Here is a 14,998-nt window from a genome sequence, read left to right as displayed (position 1 = left end):
GCGGCCGTTCACTTCAGACGGGCGGCGATCCGTTCGCGCAGTCGGTCCATCGTGAAGCCGCGCGGATCGACCTTGCCCGGCTGCCACTCCAGATGGCCGATCACCGAGCGCTCGGTCCAGCTGTGCGCCCGGCAGATCGCTGCCGCGGCCTTCTCCAGGGCCGCCAGCTGCGCCTCCGGCCAGGGGTCATGGCCGTCGCCGAGGTTCTCGCACTCGAAGCCGTAGAAGGCGCGGTTGCCGTCGGTGTCGGCCTCGTCGTCCGGTGGCAGGCGCTTCTCGGCGATCACCGCGCGCAGCACGTCGCCATCCCCGAGGCCCGCGTGATTGGCGCGGCCCCAGCCCACCAGATGCACCCTGCCGTCCTTGGTGATCACGCCGTGGCACAGCGGACCGGGCAGATCGGGACGGCCGTCGTGACAGACCTCGACCGTGTGCTCGGCGCCGGAGGTGCCGGTGTGGTGCACCACCACACCGTGCACCGGGCCCCACGGACCCTGACCGTCGCGGTTGTGCGTCCGCCAGCCGGTCACCTCGACGACCGTGAGGCCTTCGTCCCGGAGCGCCGTGAGCAAGCCGTCCGCGGACAGGGGTGACGCCATCGGCGACTCCCTTCGATGCGCGGCGGCCGCCGGCCGCGCACCGCCTCCCGCCCGACTTGTACGGGACGGTTCCGCACCGGGGGAGGGGAACGGGATTAAACGGACCGGGTGTTCGGGTGCCGTGCGAGTGGTTTCGGCCCCGTCCGGTCCGTGTGCTCCCGACTCCGGGGGCCCGGCTCTGGTGTTCTCGACTCCGGTGTCGCTGACCCCGGTGTCCCTGTCTCCGGTGCCGGGCCCCCGGCCCGCGCTTGGCCCGGCCCGGGCCGCGGCGTGCTGCCTGCTGCCGCGGTGCCGGTCGGTGGTGCCTACCCGTGCAGGAAGCCGTCCCCATGGGAGCTGATGTGCGCCTCCAGTGCCGTGAGCGCGCTCTGCGTGGCGTCGGGCGTACCGCTGCCCCGCCGTTCGGCGTAGTACGCCGCGCCCAGCTTCTTCAGCAGGTCGTTGCCGGCCCGCTGTTGCTGCACCTCGTCGACCTTCTGCCGGCCCGCTTCCAGCCCCTGCCGCGCCTGCTCCTTGGCGCGGTCGAGAAACCCTGACATGTGCCACCTCCGTGAGGTCCGTGTCGTAAGGGATCAACGGCGCGGAAGGCCGTGGGGTTCCCGTGTCAGGCTGGGGGGCATGGGCGAAGGGCGCGACAGGAGTGGGCCACTCGGCCTACCGGACGGCACCGGCGGGTACCGGGAGCGGACGGCACGGCTGGCCGGCGCGGTGCTGTGGACGACCACCACGCCCCCTTCGGCGCGGCCGGTGCTGCCCGACGGCTGTATGGACCTGATGTGGAGTGCGGGGCGGCTGTGGGTGGCGGGCCCGGACACCGGCCCGTACCGCCTGGACGGCGTGGCGCCGGGCACCCGCTACGTCGGACTGCGCTTCGCCCCGGGCCAGGGCCCCGCCGTGCTCGGCGTCGCCGCCCACGAACTGCGCGACCGACGGGTGCCGTTGGCGGATCTGTGGCCCGCCGACCGGGTGCGCGAGCTGGCCGAGCGCACGGCCGCGGCCGGTGCCCCGGGCCGGATCGCCCGCCTCCTGGAGGAGACCGCGACGGCCCGTCTGCACGACGCCGACCCGCCCACCGGCCGGACCGCCGCCGTCGCCGCGGCGCTGGCCCGCGGCCGCCCCGTCGCCGAGGTCGCCTGCGCCGTCTCCCTGAGCGAGCGCCAGCTGCACCGCCTCAGCCTGGACGCCTTCGGCTACGGCCCCAAGACCCTGACCCGGGTGCTCCGGCTCGTCCGCGCGCTCGACCTGGCGCGCTCCGGGTTGCCGTACGCGGCGGTCGCGGTGCGCGCCGGGTACGCGGACCAGGCGCATCTGGCGCGTGAGGTGAAGTCGCTGGCGGGGGCCCCGATGGGGGTGTTGCTCGCCTCGGGTTAGCGTGTCCGTCATGGACTACCAGGCCGTTCTCGAAGAGGTAGCGGCCCACGCCCGGCCGTTCGTGCGACAGGGGCAGGTCGCCGACTACATACCGGCGCTGGAGCGGGTGTCGGTGGACCGCTTCGGCATCGCGGTCGCCGACATCAACGGCGAGGTGTTCGGGGTCGGCGACTGGGATGTGCCGTTCTCCGTCCAGTCCATCTCCAAGACCTTCTCGCTGGCGCTGGTGATGGCGCAGAGCCACGGCAGCCAGGGCGACCACGACATCTGGCAGCGGGTCGGCCGCGAGCCGTCCGGCACGCCGTTCAACTCACTGGTCCAGCTGGAGGCCGAGCAGGGCATCCCGCGCAATCCGTTCATCAACGCGGGTGCCCTGGTGGTCACCGACCGGCTACAGACCCTGACCGGCGACGCCAGCACCTCGATGCTGCACTTCCTGCGCGAGGAGAGCGGCAATCCGGACCTCGCCTTCGACCAGGCGGTGGCCGACTCCGAGGCCGAGCACGGTGACCGCAATGCCGCGCTGGCCCACTTCATGGCGTCCTTCGGCAATCTGGAGAACCCCGTCCCCAGCGTCATCGAGCACTACTTCTGGCAGTGCTCGATCGAGATGAGCTGCCGTGACCTGGCCGTCGCCGGCGGCTTCCTGGCCCGCCACGGGTTGCGCGCCGACGGCAGCCGGCTGCTGGAGCCCCGCGAGGCCAAGCGGATCAACGCGGTGATGCTGACCTGCGGGACGTACGACGCGGCCGGGGAGTTCGCCTACCGAGTGGGGCTGCCCGCGAAGAGCGGTGTCGGCGGCGGCATCATCGCCGTCATCCCCGGCCGCTGCACGCTCTGCGTCTGGAGCCCCGGCCTGGACGCCCGGGGCAACTCCGTCGCCGGCGCGGCGGCCCTGGACCACTTCACGACACTCACCGGATGGTCGGTGTTCTGACCCGGCGGGTCCCCCGAAGGACGCAGTCTGACCTGCTCCGTCCCGGCCGGTTGGCGTTGTGGCCCCCGACCGGCTGGCGCATCGTATGGGTAGGAGGTGCACCGCCATGGAGCACGAGATTCGCGCTGAGTACGAGGAAGGCGTGCTGCCGCACGAAGACACGCCGGTCAAGCTCTGGCACATGTGCCGGGTGGGCAGCACCACGGCCATGTGCGGACGGATGCTGGCCCCGGCAGCGGCCACTCTTGCGGCCGAGACCTGGGGCACGCCCGACTCCGAGCCGTTCTGCTTCCTGTGCGGGGCGCAGTTCCTGCGCGAGCACCCCGGCCCGTAGCGGCGGGCGCCCTCAGGGCAGCGGCGCGAACAGGTCCACCCCGTGGCCGTCCGGGTCCTGGACGACCGCGTAGCGCTGCCCCCAGAACGCGTCCCACGGCGGCTTCTCGCCCTGGTAGCCGGCGGCGGTGAGCTCGGCGTAGACGGCGTCGACCCCGGCGGCACCGTCGCACTCGAACGCCAGCCCCGTGGGGGCACCGGCCTGCGGCGGTGTCCAGTCGGGGTCGACGGCGCGGGCGGTCGCGTAGGAGTCCCACATCAGCCGCAGACCGCCGGGGAGCTGCGCCTCGGCGTGCGGGGCGGTGTCCGCCTCGGCGGGGACGTCCAGGCCGAGGCGGCGGTAGAAGGCGAGGGACGCGGCCATGTCGGCGACGACCATGCCGAGGGCGGCGAACCGGGGAGCGGGGGAAGGGCTGCTGGTCATGCGGGGGAGCGTAGGCAGCGTGCCGCACCGCGGTCTTGAACGAATCGGACGCGCCCCGGCCCGCCCCGCTCGCCCCGGGCGGTCACGGGCAGCGGATGACCTGGCCCGCGTACGAGAGGTTGCCGCCGAAGGCGAACAGCAGGACCGGGTCGCCGGAGGCGATCTCCCGGCGTTCGACCAGCTTGGACAGCGCCAGCGGGACGGATGCCGCGGAGGTGTTCCCGGAGTCGACGACGTCCTTGGCGACCACCGCGTTGACCGCGCCGAGCTTCGCCGCAACCGGTTCGATGATCCGCAGGTTGGCCTGGTGGAGCACCACACCGGCGAGGTCCTCGGGCCGGATGCCGGAGCGCTCGCAGACCTGGCGGGCGATGGCCGGCAGCCGGGTCGTCGCCCAGCGGTAGACGGTCTGGCCCTCCTGGGCGAACCGGGCCGGCTCGCCCTCGATCCGGACCGCGCCGCCCATCTGCGGCACCGAGCCCCACAGCACCGGGCCGATCTCCGCGTCCGGGGCGGCGGCGACCACCGCGGCGCCCGCTCCGTCGCCGACCAGCACACAGGTCGTGCGGTCCGTCCAGTCGACCACGTCGGTGAACTTCTCCGCCCCGATGACCAGCGCACGGGTCGCGGAGCCGGCCCGGATGGCGTGGTCCGCGGTGGCCAGGGCGTGGGTGAAACCGGAGCAGACCACGTTGATGTCCATCGTGGCGGGCGCCGTGAGGTCGAGCCGGGCGGCGACCCGGGCCGCGGTGTTGGGGCTGCGGTCGGTGGCCGTGCAGGTGGCGACCAGGACCAGGTCGATGTCCTGGGGGGCGACGCCGCTGGCGGCCAGGGCCTTGGCCGCGGCGGCGGCCGCCATCGCGTCCACGGTCTCGTCGGCCGCGGCGATGTGGCGGGTGTGGATGCCGACCCGGCTGCGGATCCAGGCGTCGTCGGTCTCGACGATCTTGGCCAGGTCGTCGTTGGTGAGCACGCCGGAGGGCTGGTAATGGCCGAGAGCCAGGATGCGTGACCCGGTCATGAACTCCCCTGTACGTGGACGGTCGCTGCCTCACCAGTCTCACCCGCCGGTGCGAGCCGGCGGGTGAGCGATCCGCCAATGTTCTGGCGCCAGATCTGGAGACAGGCGCCAGAACCGGGGGTGGACCGGCGGTGCGGGTCAGCCGCGTGCCCCCGCCGGGCCTTCGTGGACGAGCGCCTTGAAGCGGCGCAGTCGCAGGCTGTTGCCGACGACGAACACCGAGGAGAAGGCCATCGCGGCGCCGGCGATCATCGGGTTGAGCAGCCCGGCGGCGGCCAGCGGCAGCGCCGCGACGTTGTAGCCGAAGGCCCAGAACAGGTTGCCCCTGATGGTGCCGAGGGTGGCCCGGGCCAGCCGGATGGCGTCCGCGGCCACCCGCAGGTCGCCCCGTACCAGGGTGAGGTCGCCGGCCTCGATGGCGGCGTCGGTGCCGGTGCCCATCGCCAGGCCCAGGTCGGCGCGGGCGAGCGCGGCCGCGTCGTTGACGCCGTCGCCGACCATGGCGACCGAGCGGCCCTCCGCCTGGAGCCGTTCCACCACGGCCACCTTGTCCTCGGGCAGGACCTCGGCGATCACCTCGTCGATGCCGACCTCGGCGGCCACCGCCTCGGCGACGGCCTTGTTGTCCCCGGTCAGCAGCACCGGCGTCAGGCCCAGCGCGCGCAGGCTGCGGACCGCCTCGGCGCTGGTCGGCTTCACCGCGTCGGAGACGACCAGGACGGCCCGTGCCGCCCCGTCCCAGCTGACGGCCACCGCGGTACGGCCCTCCGCCTCGGCGGCCGCCTTGGCGGCCGCCAGCGCGGGCGGCAGCGGCTGGGACCAGTCGGTCAGCAGCTGCTCGCGGCCCACCAGGACGGCGTGCCCCTCGACGACGCCCTGGACGCCCAGACCGGGGACGTTCGCGAAGTCCTCGGGGGCGGGCAGCGGGGCGCCGGTGCGGGCCTCGGCCCCGGCGGCGACGGCCCGCGCGATCGGGTGCTCGGAGGCGTGCTCCAGCGCACCGGCCAGCCGCAGCACCTCCGACTCGTCGGCGCCCTCGGCGAGGTGTACCTCGGTCAGCGTCATCACACCGGTGGTGACCGTGCCGGTCTTGTCCAGCACGATGGTGTCGGCCCGGCGGGTCGACTCCAGCACCTCGGGCCCCTTGAGCAGGATGCCGAGCTGGGCGCCGCGGCCGGTACCGACCATCAGCGCGGTCGGGGTGGCCAGCCCCAGGGCGCACGGGCAGGCGATGATCAGGACGGCGACGGCCGCGGTGAAGGCGGCCACCCCGCCGGCGCCCGTGGCGAGCCAGAAGCCGAGCGTGCCGAGGGCGAGCGCGATCACGACCGGGACGAAGACCGCGGAGATCCGGTCGGCCAGCCGTTGCGCCGCGGCCTTCCCGTTCTGCGCGTCCTCCACCAGCCGCGCCATCCGGGCGAGCTGGGTGTCCGCGCCGACCCGGGTGGCCTCGACGACCAGGCGGCCGCCGGCGTTGACGGTGGCGCCGGTGACGGTGTCCCCGGGGGAGACCTCGACCGGGACGGACTCACCGGTCAGCATCGACGCGTCGACGGCCGAGGAGCCCTCCACCACCGTTCCGTCGGTGGCGATCTTCTCCCCGGGGCGCACCACGAAGTGGTCGCCGACGCTCAGCTCGGCGGTGGGGACGCGGACCTCCCGGCCGTTCCGCAGCACGGCGACGTCCTTGGCGCCCAGCTCCAGCAGGGCCCGCAGGGCGGCGCCAGCCTTCCGCTTGGAGCGGGCCTCGAAGTAGCGGCCGGCCAGGATGAAGGTGGTGACGCCGGCCGCGGCCTCCAGGTAGAGGGAGCTGCTGCCGTCGGTACGGGAGATGGTGAGCGTGAACGGGTGCGTCATCCCGGGCATCCCGGCGTGCCCGAAGAACAGCGCCCACACCGACCAGCCGAACGCCGCCAGGGTGCCCATGGAGATCAGGGTGTCCATCGTGGCGGCGCCGTGCCGCAGGTTCGTCACGGCCGCCCGGTGGAAGGGCCAGGCGCCGTAGGCCACCACCGGGGCGGCGAGGGTGAGCGAGAGCCACTGCCAGTTGGTGAACTGTAGCGGCGGGACCATCGCCATCAGGACCACCGGGACGCTCAGCGCGAGGGAGACCAGCAGCCGCTGCCGGAGCGCGGCGAGCCCGTCGGCGGCCCGGTCGCCCCCGCCGTCGCCGGGGGCTTCGCCGCCGGGGCCCGCCGCTGCCGCCGGTGCGGGGGCCGGTGGCTCGGGGACCGCGGCGGTGTAACCGGTCTTCTCCACGGTGGCGATCAGCTCCGCGGCCCCGACCCCGCTGCCCTCCGCCACCGCCACCTGCGCCTTTTCGGTGGCGTAGTTGACGGTGGCGGTGACCCCCTCCATGCGGTTGAGCTTCTTCTCGATGCGGGCGGCGCACGAGGCGCAGGTCATCCCGCCGATCTCCAGCTCGACGCGGTGCTCTCCGATCGCGGTGGTCATGAGTGCTCCTCGGTGTGCGGCAGGTGCGTGCGGCAAGTGTGCCCACTCGCGGAACCATATACCCCATGGGGGTATTCCGTCACGGTGGACTCATCACGTCCCCGACCCCCGGCCGCCGCTCGCCGGGGGCGCCCCCGCGCCATCCGGGGGAGTGCCCGCGTCATTCGGGGGAGTGCCCGCGTCATTCGGGGGCGTGCCCGTCGAGCGGCTCACCCGCCCGCCCATCTCCCGCAGGTACGCCGCCAGCTCCGGCGGCTCGTGGACCGTGAACTCGTGCCCCAGCAACGCCAGCCGCATCGCCAGCCACTCCAGCGAGTCCGGGGCGCTGCGCCAGCGGCAGGACGTCTCGTCGAGCGCCTCGACCTCGCCCGCCGCCGGCCCGCCCAGCCGGGCGGCCACCTCCGCGGCCGGCGCGTACACCGTGGCCACCGCCCGGTGGGTCGGGGCCGTGCCCTGCATCCGGGCGCGGACGTACTCCCCCGCATCGGCGGCCGGCAGCTCGCGGGGCGGGGTGCGGACGCCGGTCGGGAACGGTTCGCTCAGCCGGTCCACCCGGAAGATCCGCCAGTCCTCGCGGTCGTTGTCGTACGCCACCAGGTACCAGCGCCGCCCCGCCGCGACCAGCCGGTGCGGTTCCACCAGGCGCTTGCTGACGGCTCCGGCGCCCGCCCGGTACCTGAAGCGCAGCCGCTCGTGGTTGGTGATGGCCGCGGCGAGCACCGTCAGGTGCTCAGGGTCGACGGTCGGGCCGGCGCCGGCCGGCATCGGCACGGTGGCCGTGCCCAGCGTGCCCACCCGCCGCCGCAGCCGGGCCGGCAGCACCTGTTCGAGTTTGGCCAGCGCCCGTACGGACGCCTCCTCCATGCCCACGATGGTGTGGCCGGCGGCCGACCGCAGGCCGACCGCGATGGCCACCGCCTCCTCGTCGTCGAGCAGCAGCGGCGGCATCGCGGTGCCCGCGGCCAGTCGGTAGCCGCCCTCCGCGCCCATCGTGGCGTGCACCGGGTACCCCAGGTCCCGCAGTCGCTCGATGTCGCGGCGGATCGTCCGGGACGTGACCCCCAGCCGCTCGGCCAGCTCGCTGCCGGGCCATTCACGCGGGGTCTGCAACAGGGACAGCAGATTCAACAGTCGCGCCGAAGTCTCGCTCATGGGACCGATGATGCCCGTCCCAGTAGGACCGGAGCTGTCCTAGATGCCTCCTAGTGTCGAGGACGAACGCAGACCGGAGCACCCTTCCTGGAGAGCAGAACGCCATGACCACGACCGCCCCCGCACCGGCCGACCGCAGACGCTGGATAGCGCTCGCCGTCGTCCTCACCGCCAGCTTCATGGACCTGGTCGACGCCACCATCGTCAACATCGCCATCCCGAGCATCCGGCAGGACACCGGGGCCAGCTTCAGCGCCCTTCAGTGGGTCACCGCCGGCTACGCCCTGGCCTTCGCGCTCGGCCTGATCACCGGCGGCCGGCTCGGCGACATCTTCGGCCGCAAGAGGCTGTTCCTGCTGGGCATGGCCGGCTTCACCGCCGCCTCGGCGCTCTGCGGCCTCGCGGCGACCCCCGGGATGCTGGTCGGCGCGCGGGTGCTTCAGGGCGCGATGGCCGCGCTGATGGTGCCGCAGGTGCTGGCGATCATCCACGTCAGCTTCCCCGCGCACGAGCGCGGCAAGGTCTTCGGGATGTTCGGCGCGGTGATCGGCCTCGGCGCGGTCTGCGGCCCGCTGATCGGCGCACTGCTCACCGAGGGCGACCTCCTCGGGCTGGAGTGGCGCCCGATCTTCCTGATCAACCTGCCGGTCGGGATCGCCGGCATCCTGCTCGGCCGCCACTTCATCGCCGAGTCCCGGTCCCCGCACGCGCTCCGCCTCGACCTCATCGGCACCGCGCTGGCCACCGTCGGCCTGCTGATGCTGCTCTACCCGCTCACCCAGGGCCGGGAGTCCGGCTGGCCGCTGTGGGGCTTTGTGTCGATGGCCGCGAGCCCGCTGGTCCTGGCGGCGTTCGTGCGCTACGAGCGCGCCAAGGCCCGCAAGGACGGCTCGCCGCTGGTCGAGCTCTCCCTCTTCAAGGTCAAGACCTTCGCGGCCGGTGCCGGCGTCCAGCTGACGTTCGGCGTGGTCAGCGGGCTGTTCTTCCTGATCTGGACGCTCTACATGCAGCTCGGTCTGGGCTGGGGCCCGCTGCACGCCGGACTGACCGGGGTGCCGTTCTCGCTCGCCTGCTCGGCCGCCGCCGGGATGTCGGTGCAGAAGCTGGTGCCGCGCTTCGGCCGCGCGGTGTTGCAGGCCGGCGCGCTGATCATGCTGGCCGGTGCGCTGCTCTACATCTGGGAGGCCGGGCACTACGGCACCGCCATGCAGTCCTGGCAGATGGCACCGGCGATGCTGCTGATGGGCGCCGGTATGGGCCTGATCGTCGCCCCGATCACCGATGCGGCGATCTCCGAGGTGCCGGCCGAGCACTCCGGCTCGGCGTCCGGCATCTTCAACACCACCGGTCAGCTGGGCATGGCGTTCGGCCTGGGCCTGTCCTCGGTGGCCTTCTTCGGGGTCGTCGACGACGCGGGGGCGACCGGCGCAGCGGCGACCGGTGCCGCGTCGGGGGCCGCGTTCATCGATGCCACCGTCAACGCCCTGTGGTGGGTCTCCGGCGGCCTGGTCCTCGTCTTCGGCCTGCTGTTCCGGCTCCCGCGGCGGGCCCGTGCGCAGCACCCGGCGGCGTCGGACGGCGCGGCGGCGGAGACGTCCGCCGAGCAGCAGCCGGCCCTGGTCGCCTGAGGGGCGAGCCGTCCGGGGGCGCCTCCCGGACCCGGCCGGGAGGCGCCCCCGGTTCGGGCCGGGAGGCGCCCCCGGCCCGGGTAAAAACCGCCCCTTTGCCGTAGGCCGCACGGGCCGCCCCGGGCCATACTGGCCGGGTGTCGGTGATCAGCAACCTCCGCAAGGCCGTCCGGCTGCCGCAGCCGCGCAGCCACGGCGTCGACCTCAGCCACCCCGCGCGCTCGCCGCTCGGCACCGCCGTGGTGAACTGCGCGGTCTATGTGGACGGCGTGCGCCAGGACGGCAACCACCCGGCCGACGTGGCGATACGCAAGGTCCGGGAGACCGGCCGCGGGTTCGTCTGGATCGGTCTGCACGAACCGTCCGAGAAGGAGTTCTCCGGCATCGTCGAGCTGTTCGGGCTGCATCCGCTCGCCGTCGAGGACGCGGTCTACGCCCATCAGCGGCCGAAGCTGGAGACGTACGACGACTCGCTGTTCACGGTCTTCAAGACGGTCCGCTACGTCGAGCACGACCGGCTCACCGACACCAGTGAAGTGGTGGAGACCGGCGAGATCATGGTCTTCACCGGCACCGACTTCGTGATCACGGTGCGGCACGGCGGACACGGCTCACTGGGCCCGCTGCGCGAGCACCTGGAGTGCGTGCCCGAGCAGTTGGCGCTCGGCCCGTCCGCCGTGCTGCACGCCATCGCCGACCTGGTCGTGGACGACTACCTCGACGTCACCGCCGCCGTGCAGGACGACATCGACGACGTCGAGAGCGAGGTCTTCTCCGTCCGCGGCAGCGGCGGGGCCGGCCGGATCTACCAGCTCAAGCGCGAACTGCTGGAACTCAAGCGCGCGGTGGCCCCACTGGACAGGCCGATGCAGGAGCTGGCGACCCAGCCCATGCGGCAGGTCGACCCCCGGATCAAGACGTACTTCCGGGACGTGTCCGACCACCTCGACCGGGTCACCGAGCAGATCACCGCCTTCGACGAGCTGCTCAACTCCATACTCCAGGCCCATCTCGCCCAGGTGACCGTCGCCCAGAACGAGGACATGCGCAAGATCAGCGCCTGGGTCGCGATCCTCGCCGTACCGACCATGGTGTGCGGGGTGTACGGCATGAACTTCGAGTACATGCCGGAGAAGCACTGGACGTTCGGCTATCCGCTGGTGATGGGGCTGACGGTGGCCGTCTGCTGGGTGATCCACCGCGGCTTCAAGCGGAACGGCTGGCTCTAGGCGGCTCCCGCCCCCGGGGGGCCTCCCCCCGGGGCCTCCCCTGGGGAAACTACCCGCCCCTCACCTGGCGCGGCCGGGCCGCGCCCCAGCCCACCGCGATCTGCGGGAGCAGCAGCGCCAGGAGGACCACCAGCGGCACCGTCCAGCTGCCGGAGGCGTCGTGCACGGCGCCCAGCACCGCCGGGCCGGATGCCGCGAGGACATAGCCGAAGCACTGGGCCATGCTGGAGAGTTGGGCGGCGTGCCGGGCGTCCGGGGCGCGCTGGACGATGAAGAGCAGCGCCAGGCTGATCGCCGTGCCCTGGCCCAGGCCGAGCAGCACCATCCAGACGTATCCGCCGCCGACCGGTGCGACCAGGACGCCGAGGAAGCCGGCCGCGCACAGCACCGCGCCCAGGGTGGCCAGCACTCCGGCCGAGAGCCGGCGGCCGACGATCACCGGGGCGAGGAACGAGCCCGCGATGCCCAGCAACGAGGAGAAGGACAGCATCCAGCCGGCGTCACCGGCGGTCATCCCGGCGTCCGCGAGCATCGTCGGCAGCCAGGCGGCCGCCGCGTAGTAACTCAGCGATTGCAGGCCCATATAGCCGGTGACCTGCCAGGCCAGCGGGTCCCGCCACAGCCCGCGCACCGGGTGCGCCGGCTCGCGGGCCGCGGCCGCCGGCATCCGCGTACGCGCGCCGACCTGCGGCAGCCAGCACAGCACCGCCAGTATCGCCGGCCCGCCCCAACAGGCCAGTGTGGTCCGCCAGTCGAGGCCGGCGGCCTGCTGGACGGGGACCGTGACGCCGGCCGCCAGCGCGGCGCCGCCGAACAGCGACATCGAGTACAGGCCGGTCATCAGCCCGGCCCTGGCCGGGAAGTCCCGCTTGATCAGGCCGGGCAGCAGCACATTGGCGACGGCTATCCCGGCGCCGATCACGAGCGTCCCGGCGAACAGCGCCACGACCGAGTCCAGCAGCCGCAGTGCGGTGCCCGCACAGATCAAGGCCATCGTGCCGAGCAGCGACCGCTCCATGCCCAGCCGCCGCCCCAGCCGTGGTGCGACCGGTGACAGCAGGCCGAAACAGAGCAGGGGCAGCGCGGTGAGCAGGCTCGTGGCGGCGGCCGACATCCCGCTCTCGGCGCGGATGGTGCCGACCAGCGGGGAGACGGCGACCAGCGCCGGACGCAGGTTCAGGGCCAGCAGCACGACGCCGATGCCGACGTAGCGGGCCCGCCGCCCGGCCAGGCCCGGGGCGGGCGGTGCCGCGGGCGGTCGGGCGGCGCCGGCCGCCGTGGGGGCGCCGGTGCCCGGGCCGGGGGGCGTCTGGGTGGCGGTCCGGTCCCGGATCACCTCTGCCCTCCCTTCGGGCGGTCGGTGCCGTCGGCGCCCGAGTCGGCGTCGGTGTCGGTAGCGGTGTCGGTAGTGCTGTCGGTGGCGCGCAGCGCGGCCATGCCCTCCGACAGGTGGGCCAGCGCCGCGCGCTCCGCGGCCTCGGCGTCCCGCGCCTCGATGGCGTCGACGATGGCCTCGTGCGAGGCGTACTGGTTGCGCACGGAATCGGGGACGGGGGCGCCGACGACCGACTGGAGCGTGGAGCGCAGGGCGTCGCTGAGGTGGTCGTACAGCTCGGCGAGGACGCTGTTGTGGGCCGCGGCGGCGACGGCGCGGTGGAAGTCCATGTCCGCGTCGACGAAGGCGGCCAGATCGCCGCTCTTCCAGGCGCGGTCGCGGGTGGCGAGGGCGGTGCGCAGCGCGGTGAGGTCCTCGTCGGTGCGACGCAGGGCGGCGTGCCGCGCGGCGTCCCGCTCCAGGGAGGCGCGCACCTCGAACGCCTCCAGGTCCCCGGCCCGCCGCAGTCTGCGCTGGACGGCGGCGCCGAAACCGCTGCGGGCGCGGACGTAGGTGCCGTCGCCCTGGCGCGGTTCCAGCATCCCGGTGTGCACCAGGGCGCGGACCGCCTCGCGGACGGTGTTGCGGCCGACGTCGAGCTGCTCCACGAGCGCCGGTTCGGCCGGGATCTTCGTCCCGACCTGCCACTCGCCACTGGCGATCAGGCTCTCCATCTGCTCGATGACCAGGTCCACCAGGTTGGTGCGGGCGGTGCTGCGCAGCGGCATGGGCCCCTCCTCCGATCTCAATCCACCGGTGATGGGAACATCCCATGTTTAGCCGTGTCAAACCGCCGCCGCTAGGGTGAGGGCGCCGATGACCTCGAAGGACGCGGACGACATGGACGAGCGAGCCCGCCGGGCGGCGCCCTGGCAGGGGCAGTGGCCGGTGATCGGCGTGGTGGCCGCGGGCGGCGCGATCGGCGCCACGGCCCGTTACGGCGCCTCATTGCTCTGGCCCTCCGGGGCCGGCGCCTTCCCCTGGACGACCCTGGTCGTCAATGCCGTCGGCTGCGCACTGATGGGTGTCCTGATGGTGCTGATCGCCGAGGTCTGGTCGTCCCACCGGCTCCTGCGGCCGTTCCTCGGCACCGGCATCCTCGGCGGCTTCACCACGTTCTCCGCATACGCGGTCGACATCCAGCGGCTGGTCGGCGCCCGACAGCCGCTGCTCGCCCTGGCCTACCTCGCCGGTACGCTGCTCGCCGCGCTCGTGGCCGTGTGGGGCGCGATGGCCGTCACCCGCGCACTGCTCGGACCCGGCAGGGCCGTCCGCCGCTGAACCGGCCGGCGGCGGCCCTCCCGACACACGAAGGCGGTGGGGCTCCGGGAGGAGCCCCACCGCACGGGCGGCGCAGAAGGTGCGAGGGCTGGTGGGGGTACGAGGGCCGGCCGCCAGGTTCCGGCACTCGTCAGCCCCTGGCCTGTTGCGGACCGACCACCGTCAGTCCGGTCCGGAACGCGGGCCACCGCCGAACTCGTGATGCAGGGACTGCGTGTTGGTGCAGGGGTGGTGCAGGTGTAGAAGGCGCGAAAGGTGTGAAAGGTGCGAGATGTGCCGGCGGCCTGACGGCGCTGTCAGGCCGCCGGATCGATCAGGACGCCGTGCCGAAGTGGACGCCCTTGAGGCCGTTGGCCCACAACTGCTCCACCTTGGCGCTCTCGTTCGCGTCGGGCTGGGTGTTCTGGCAGGACGTGCCGGGGCCGCCGCCGGACATCAGCTCGCTGCACGGACCCTCGTAGTGGTCCGGCAGGCCGAGCACATGGCCGGTCTCGTGGGCGGTGACCCGGGTCGAGTTGTACTCCTGGTTCTGCTGGTAGTCCAGGAAGACGTAGCCCTTGCCGTGGCCGTCGGTGCTGGCGTACGAACCGCGCGGGTCATTGCCCTCGCGGTACTGGAAGTCGCCGCCGCTGCCCTCTTGGAGCTGCACGTTCTTCACGGCGCTGTTCCAGATCGACGCGCTCTCGGATATCTGGTCCTTGAACGTCGGGGCCGCGCTGGCGTCATAGGTGACGGTCACCGAGGCCGCGTGCGGGTGCGCCTTCATCTTGGCCCGGGCCGACTTCATCACGGCCTCGAAGAACGCCTTGGTGTTCGCCTTCTCGGCGGCCGATCCGTTGTAGGCCGCGATCGAAGCGGTGGTGCTGTGGCCGGAACGGGCAGGGGAGGGGGAAGCGGCCGAAACCGGTGCCGCGGCGGCGAGCGCAGCGGCGAGGCCCAGACCGAGCGCAGCCGACAGCGCCGTCTTGGGAGATTTCATGTGGGGGGCTCCTTAATTTCCGGGAGCCGTACGGTCGCCGTGTGGGGCGGCGACCGGGGCCCCGCGGATTTCTTGGTGCCGTTGAGTCTGGACGGACTTCACCCGGAAGACGGAGATGCCAGGTGGCGATAGGACCAGCCAATACCCTCGGGAAAAAAGGCGAGTTACAGCGGGTTTGAGAGTCTGGTGTGACGGATGCCGCGGTCGTTATGCTC

The 14,998-nt window shown here is 73.1% G+C and carries 15 protein-coding genes; 6 read left to right on the top strand and 9 right to left on the bottom strand.

Annotated features, from left to right (window positions below; all coding sequences use genetic code 11):
- Nucleotides 1-8: 8 nt before the first annotated feature.
- Both AB0C96_RS11305 and AB0C96_RS11300 read right to left on the bottom strand, forming a co-directional pair.
- Nucleotides 9-599 (bottom strand): N-acetylmuramoyl-L-alanine amidase, encoded by a 591-nt coding sequence (locus AB0C96_RS11305; RefSeq protein ID WP_362916038.1) that lies wholly within the window; start codon nucleotides 597-599, stop codon nucleotides 9-11.
- A gap of 305 nt (nucleotides 600-904) precedes the next feature.
- Nucleotides 905-1,138 carry a hypothetical protein gene (locus AB0C96_RS11300; RefSeq protein WP_362916036.1) on the bottom strand — a complete coding sequence of 78 codons (234 nt, stop codon included), beginning with the start codon at nucleotides 1,136-1,138 and terminating at the stop codon, nucleotides 905-907.
- A 79-nt stretch (nucleotides 1,139-1,217) separates the two neighbouring features.
- Here AB0C96_RS11300 and AB0C96_RS11295 point away from each other — a divergent pair, with 79 nt between their 5' ends.
- The 3 genes from AB0C96_RS11295 (at nucleotide 1,218) to AB0C96_RS11285 (ending at nucleotide 3,241) form a co-directional block, all read left to right on the top strand.
- Nucleotides 1,218-1,970 (top strand): helix-turn-helix domain-containing protein, encoded by a 753-nt coding sequence (locus AB0C96_RS11295; RefSeq protein WP_362916034.1) that lies wholly within the window; start codon nucleotides 1,218-1,220, stop codon nucleotides 1,968-1,970.
- A 10-nt stretch (nucleotides 1,971-1,980) separates the two neighbouring features.
- A complete protein-coding gene (locus AB0C96_RS11290) occupies nucleotides 1,981-2,907 on the top strand; it encodes a glutaminase (protein WP_362916032.1) in 927 nt (308 codons plus the stop codon).
- A 106-nt stretch (nucleotides 2,908-3,013) separates the two neighbouring features.
- The gene (locus tag AB0C96_RS11285; protein WP_362916030.1) at nucleotides 3,014-3,241 is read left to right on the top strand and encodes a hypothetical protein; all 228 of its coding nucleotides are present in this window, start codon (nucleotides 3,014-3,016) and stop codon (nucleotides 3,239-3,241) included.
- Nucleotides 3,242-3,253: 12 nt separating this feature from the next.
- On the opposite strand, the gene AB0C96_RS11280 is transcribed toward AB0C96_RS11285, so the two are convergent.
- The 4 genes from AB0C96_RS11280 to AB0C96_RS11265 all read right to left on the bottom strand — a co-directional run bounded on the left by AB0C96_RS11280 (nucleotide 3,254) and on the right by AB0C96_RS11265 (nucleotide 8,291).
- Nucleotides 3,254-3,664, bottom strand: a complete 411-nt coding sequence (locus tag AB0C96_RS11280; protein WP_362916028.1) for a VOC family protein — start codon at nucleotides 3,662-3,664, stop codon at nucleotides 3,254-3,256.
- Nucleotides 3,665-3,746: 82 nt separating this feature from the next.
- Nucleotides 3,747-4,685 carry a beta-ketoacyl-ACP synthase III gene (locus AB0C96_RS11275; RefSeq protein ID WP_362916026.1) on the bottom strand — a complete coding sequence of 313 codons (939 nt, stop codon included), beginning with the start codon at nucleotides 4,683-4,685 and terminating at the stop codon, nucleotides 3,747-3,749.
- 138 nt (nucleotides 4,686-4,823) lie between these two features.
- A complete protein-coding gene (locus tag AB0C96_RS11270; RefSeq protein WP_362916024.1) occupies nucleotides 4,824-7,139 on the bottom strand; it encodes a heavy metal translocating P-type ATPase in 2,316 nt (771 codons plus the stop codon).
- Between the two features lie 93 nt (nucleotides 7,140-7,232).
- A complete protein-coding gene (locus tag AB0C96_RS11265; protein WP_362916022.1) occupies nucleotides 7,233-8,291 on the bottom strand; it encodes a YafY family protein in 1,059 nt (352 codons plus the stop codon).
- A gap of 104 nt (nucleotides 8,292-8,395) precedes the next feature.
- Here AB0C96_RS11265 and AB0C96_RS11260 point away from each other — a divergent pair, with 104 nt between their 5' ends.
- Both AB0C96_RS11260 and AB0C96_RS11255 read left to right on the top strand, forming a co-directional pair.
- Complete coding sequence (locus AB0C96_RS11260) at nucleotides 8,396-9,919, top strand: MFS transporter (RefSeq protein WP_362916020.1); 1,524 nt, start codon at nucleotides 8,396-8,398, stop codon at nucleotides 9,917-9,919.
- Nucleotides 9,920-10,062: 143 nt separating this feature from the next.
- The gene (locus AB0C96_RS11255) at nucleotides 10,063-11,148 is read left to right on the top strand and encodes a magnesium and cobalt transport protein CorA (protein ID WP_362916189.1); all 1,086 of its coding nucleotides are present in this window, start codon (nucleotides 10,063-10,065) and stop codon (nucleotides 11,146-11,148) included.
- Nucleotides 11,149-11,197: 49 nt separating this feature from the next.
- Here AB0C96_RS11255 and AB0C96_RS11250 read toward each other — a convergent pair whose 3' ends face one another.
- Nucleotides 11,198-12,379 (bottom strand): MFS transporter, encoded by a 1,182-nt coding sequence (locus AB0C96_RS11250; RefSeq protein WP_362916187.1) that lies wholly within the window; start codon nucleotides 12,377-12,379, stop codon nucleotides 11,198-11,200.
- A gap of 101 nt (nucleotides 12,380-12,480) precedes the next feature.
- Nucleotides 12,481-13,251: a FadR/GntR family transcriptional regulator gene (locus tag AB0C96_RS11245; protein WP_362916018.1), complete on the bottom strand. Its 771-nt coding sequence runs from the start codon at nucleotides 13,249-13,251 to the stop codon at nucleotides 12,481-12,483.
- A gap of 112 nt (nucleotides 13,252-13,363) precedes the next feature.
- On the opposite strand from AB0C96_RS11245, the gene AB0C96_RS11240 reads away from it, so the two are divergent.
- A complete protein-coding gene (locus AB0C96_RS11240) occupies nucleotides 13,364-13,804 on the top strand; it encodes a CrcB family protein (RefSeq protein WP_362916185.1) in 441 nt (146 codons plus the stop codon).
- Between the two features lie 313 nt (nucleotides 13,805-14,117).
- Here the strand turns inward: AB0C96_RS11240 and snpA are convergent, their stop codons facing one another.
- Nucleotides 14,118-14,783 carry a snapalysin gene (gene snpA / locus AB0C96_RS11235; protein WP_362916016.1) on the bottom strand — a complete coding sequence of 222 codons (666 nt, stop codon included), beginning with the start codon at nucleotides 14,781-14,783 and terminating at the stop codon, nucleotides 14,118-14,120.
- Nucleotides 14,784-14,998 lie beyond the last annotated feature (215 nt).

It is taken from the genome of Streptomyces sp. NPDC048506 (assembly GCF_040651315.1).
GTDB lineage: Bacteria > Actinomycetota > Actinomycetes > Streptomycetales > Streptomycetaceae > Streptomyces.
This window is presented reverse-complemented; position numbering and strand designations above follow the sequence as displayed.

What these genes read in the sequence shown, in the direction of transcription:
- AB0C96_RS11290 (WP_362916032.1), top strand. Translation starts at nt 1,981, where the DNA reads ATGGACTACCAGGCCGTTCTCGAAGAGGTAGCGGCCCACGCCCGGCCG.
- AB0C96_RS11280 (WP_362916028.1), bottom strand. Translation starts at nt 3,664, where the DNA reads ATGACCAGCAGCCCTTCCCCCGCTCCCCGGTTCGCCGCCCTCGGCATG.
- snpA (WP_362916016.1), bottom strand. Translation starts at nt 14,783, where the DNA reads ATGAAATCTCCCAAGACGGCGCTGTCGGCTGCGCTCGGTCTGGGCCTC.
- AB0C96_RS11285 (WP_362916030.1), top strand. Translation starts at nt 3,014, where the DNA reads ATGGAGCACGAGATTCGCGCTGAGTACGAGGAAGGCGTGCTGCCGCAC.
- AB0C96_RS11300 (WP_362916036.1), bottom strand. Translation starts at nt 1,138, where the DNA reads ATGTCAGGGTTTCTCGACCGCGCCAAGGAGCAGGCGCGGCAGGGGCTG.
- AB0C96_RS11305 (WP_362916038.1), bottom strand. Translation starts at nt 599, where the DNA reads ATGGCGTCACCCCTGTCCGCGGACGGCTTGCTCACGGCGCTCCGGGAC.
- AB0C96_RS11270 (WP_362916024.1), bottom strand. Translation starts at nt 7,139, where the DNA reads ATGACCACCGCGATCGGAGAGCACCGCGTCGAGCTGGAGATCGGCGGG.
- AB0C96_RS11275 (WP_362916026.1), bottom strand. Translation starts at nt 4,685, where the DNA reads ATGACCGGGTCACGCATCCTGGCTCTCGGCCATTACCAGCCCTCCGGC.
- AB0C96_RS11240 (WP_362916185.1), top strand. Translation starts at nt 13,364, where the DNA reads ATGGACGAGCGAGCCCGCCGGGCGGCGCCCTGGCAGGGGCAGTGGCCG.
- AB0C96_RS11260 (WP_362916020.1), top strand. Translation starts at nt 8,396, where the DNA reads ATGACCACGACCGCCCCCGCACCGGCCGACCGCAGACGCTGGATAGCG.
- AB0C96_RS11295 (WP_362916034.1), top strand. Translation starts at nt 1,218, where the DNA reads ATGGGCGAAGGGCGCGACAGGAGTGGGCCACTCGGCCTACCGGACGGC.
- AB0C96_RS11245 (WP_362916018.1), bottom strand. Translation starts at nt 13,251, where the DNA reads ATGCCGCTGCGCAGCACCGCCCGCACCAACCTGGTGGACCTGGTCATC.
- AB0C96_RS11265 (WP_362916022.1), bottom strand. Translation starts at nt 8,291, where the DNA reads ATGAGCGAGACTTCGGCGCGACTGTTGAATCTGCTGTCCCTGTTGCAG.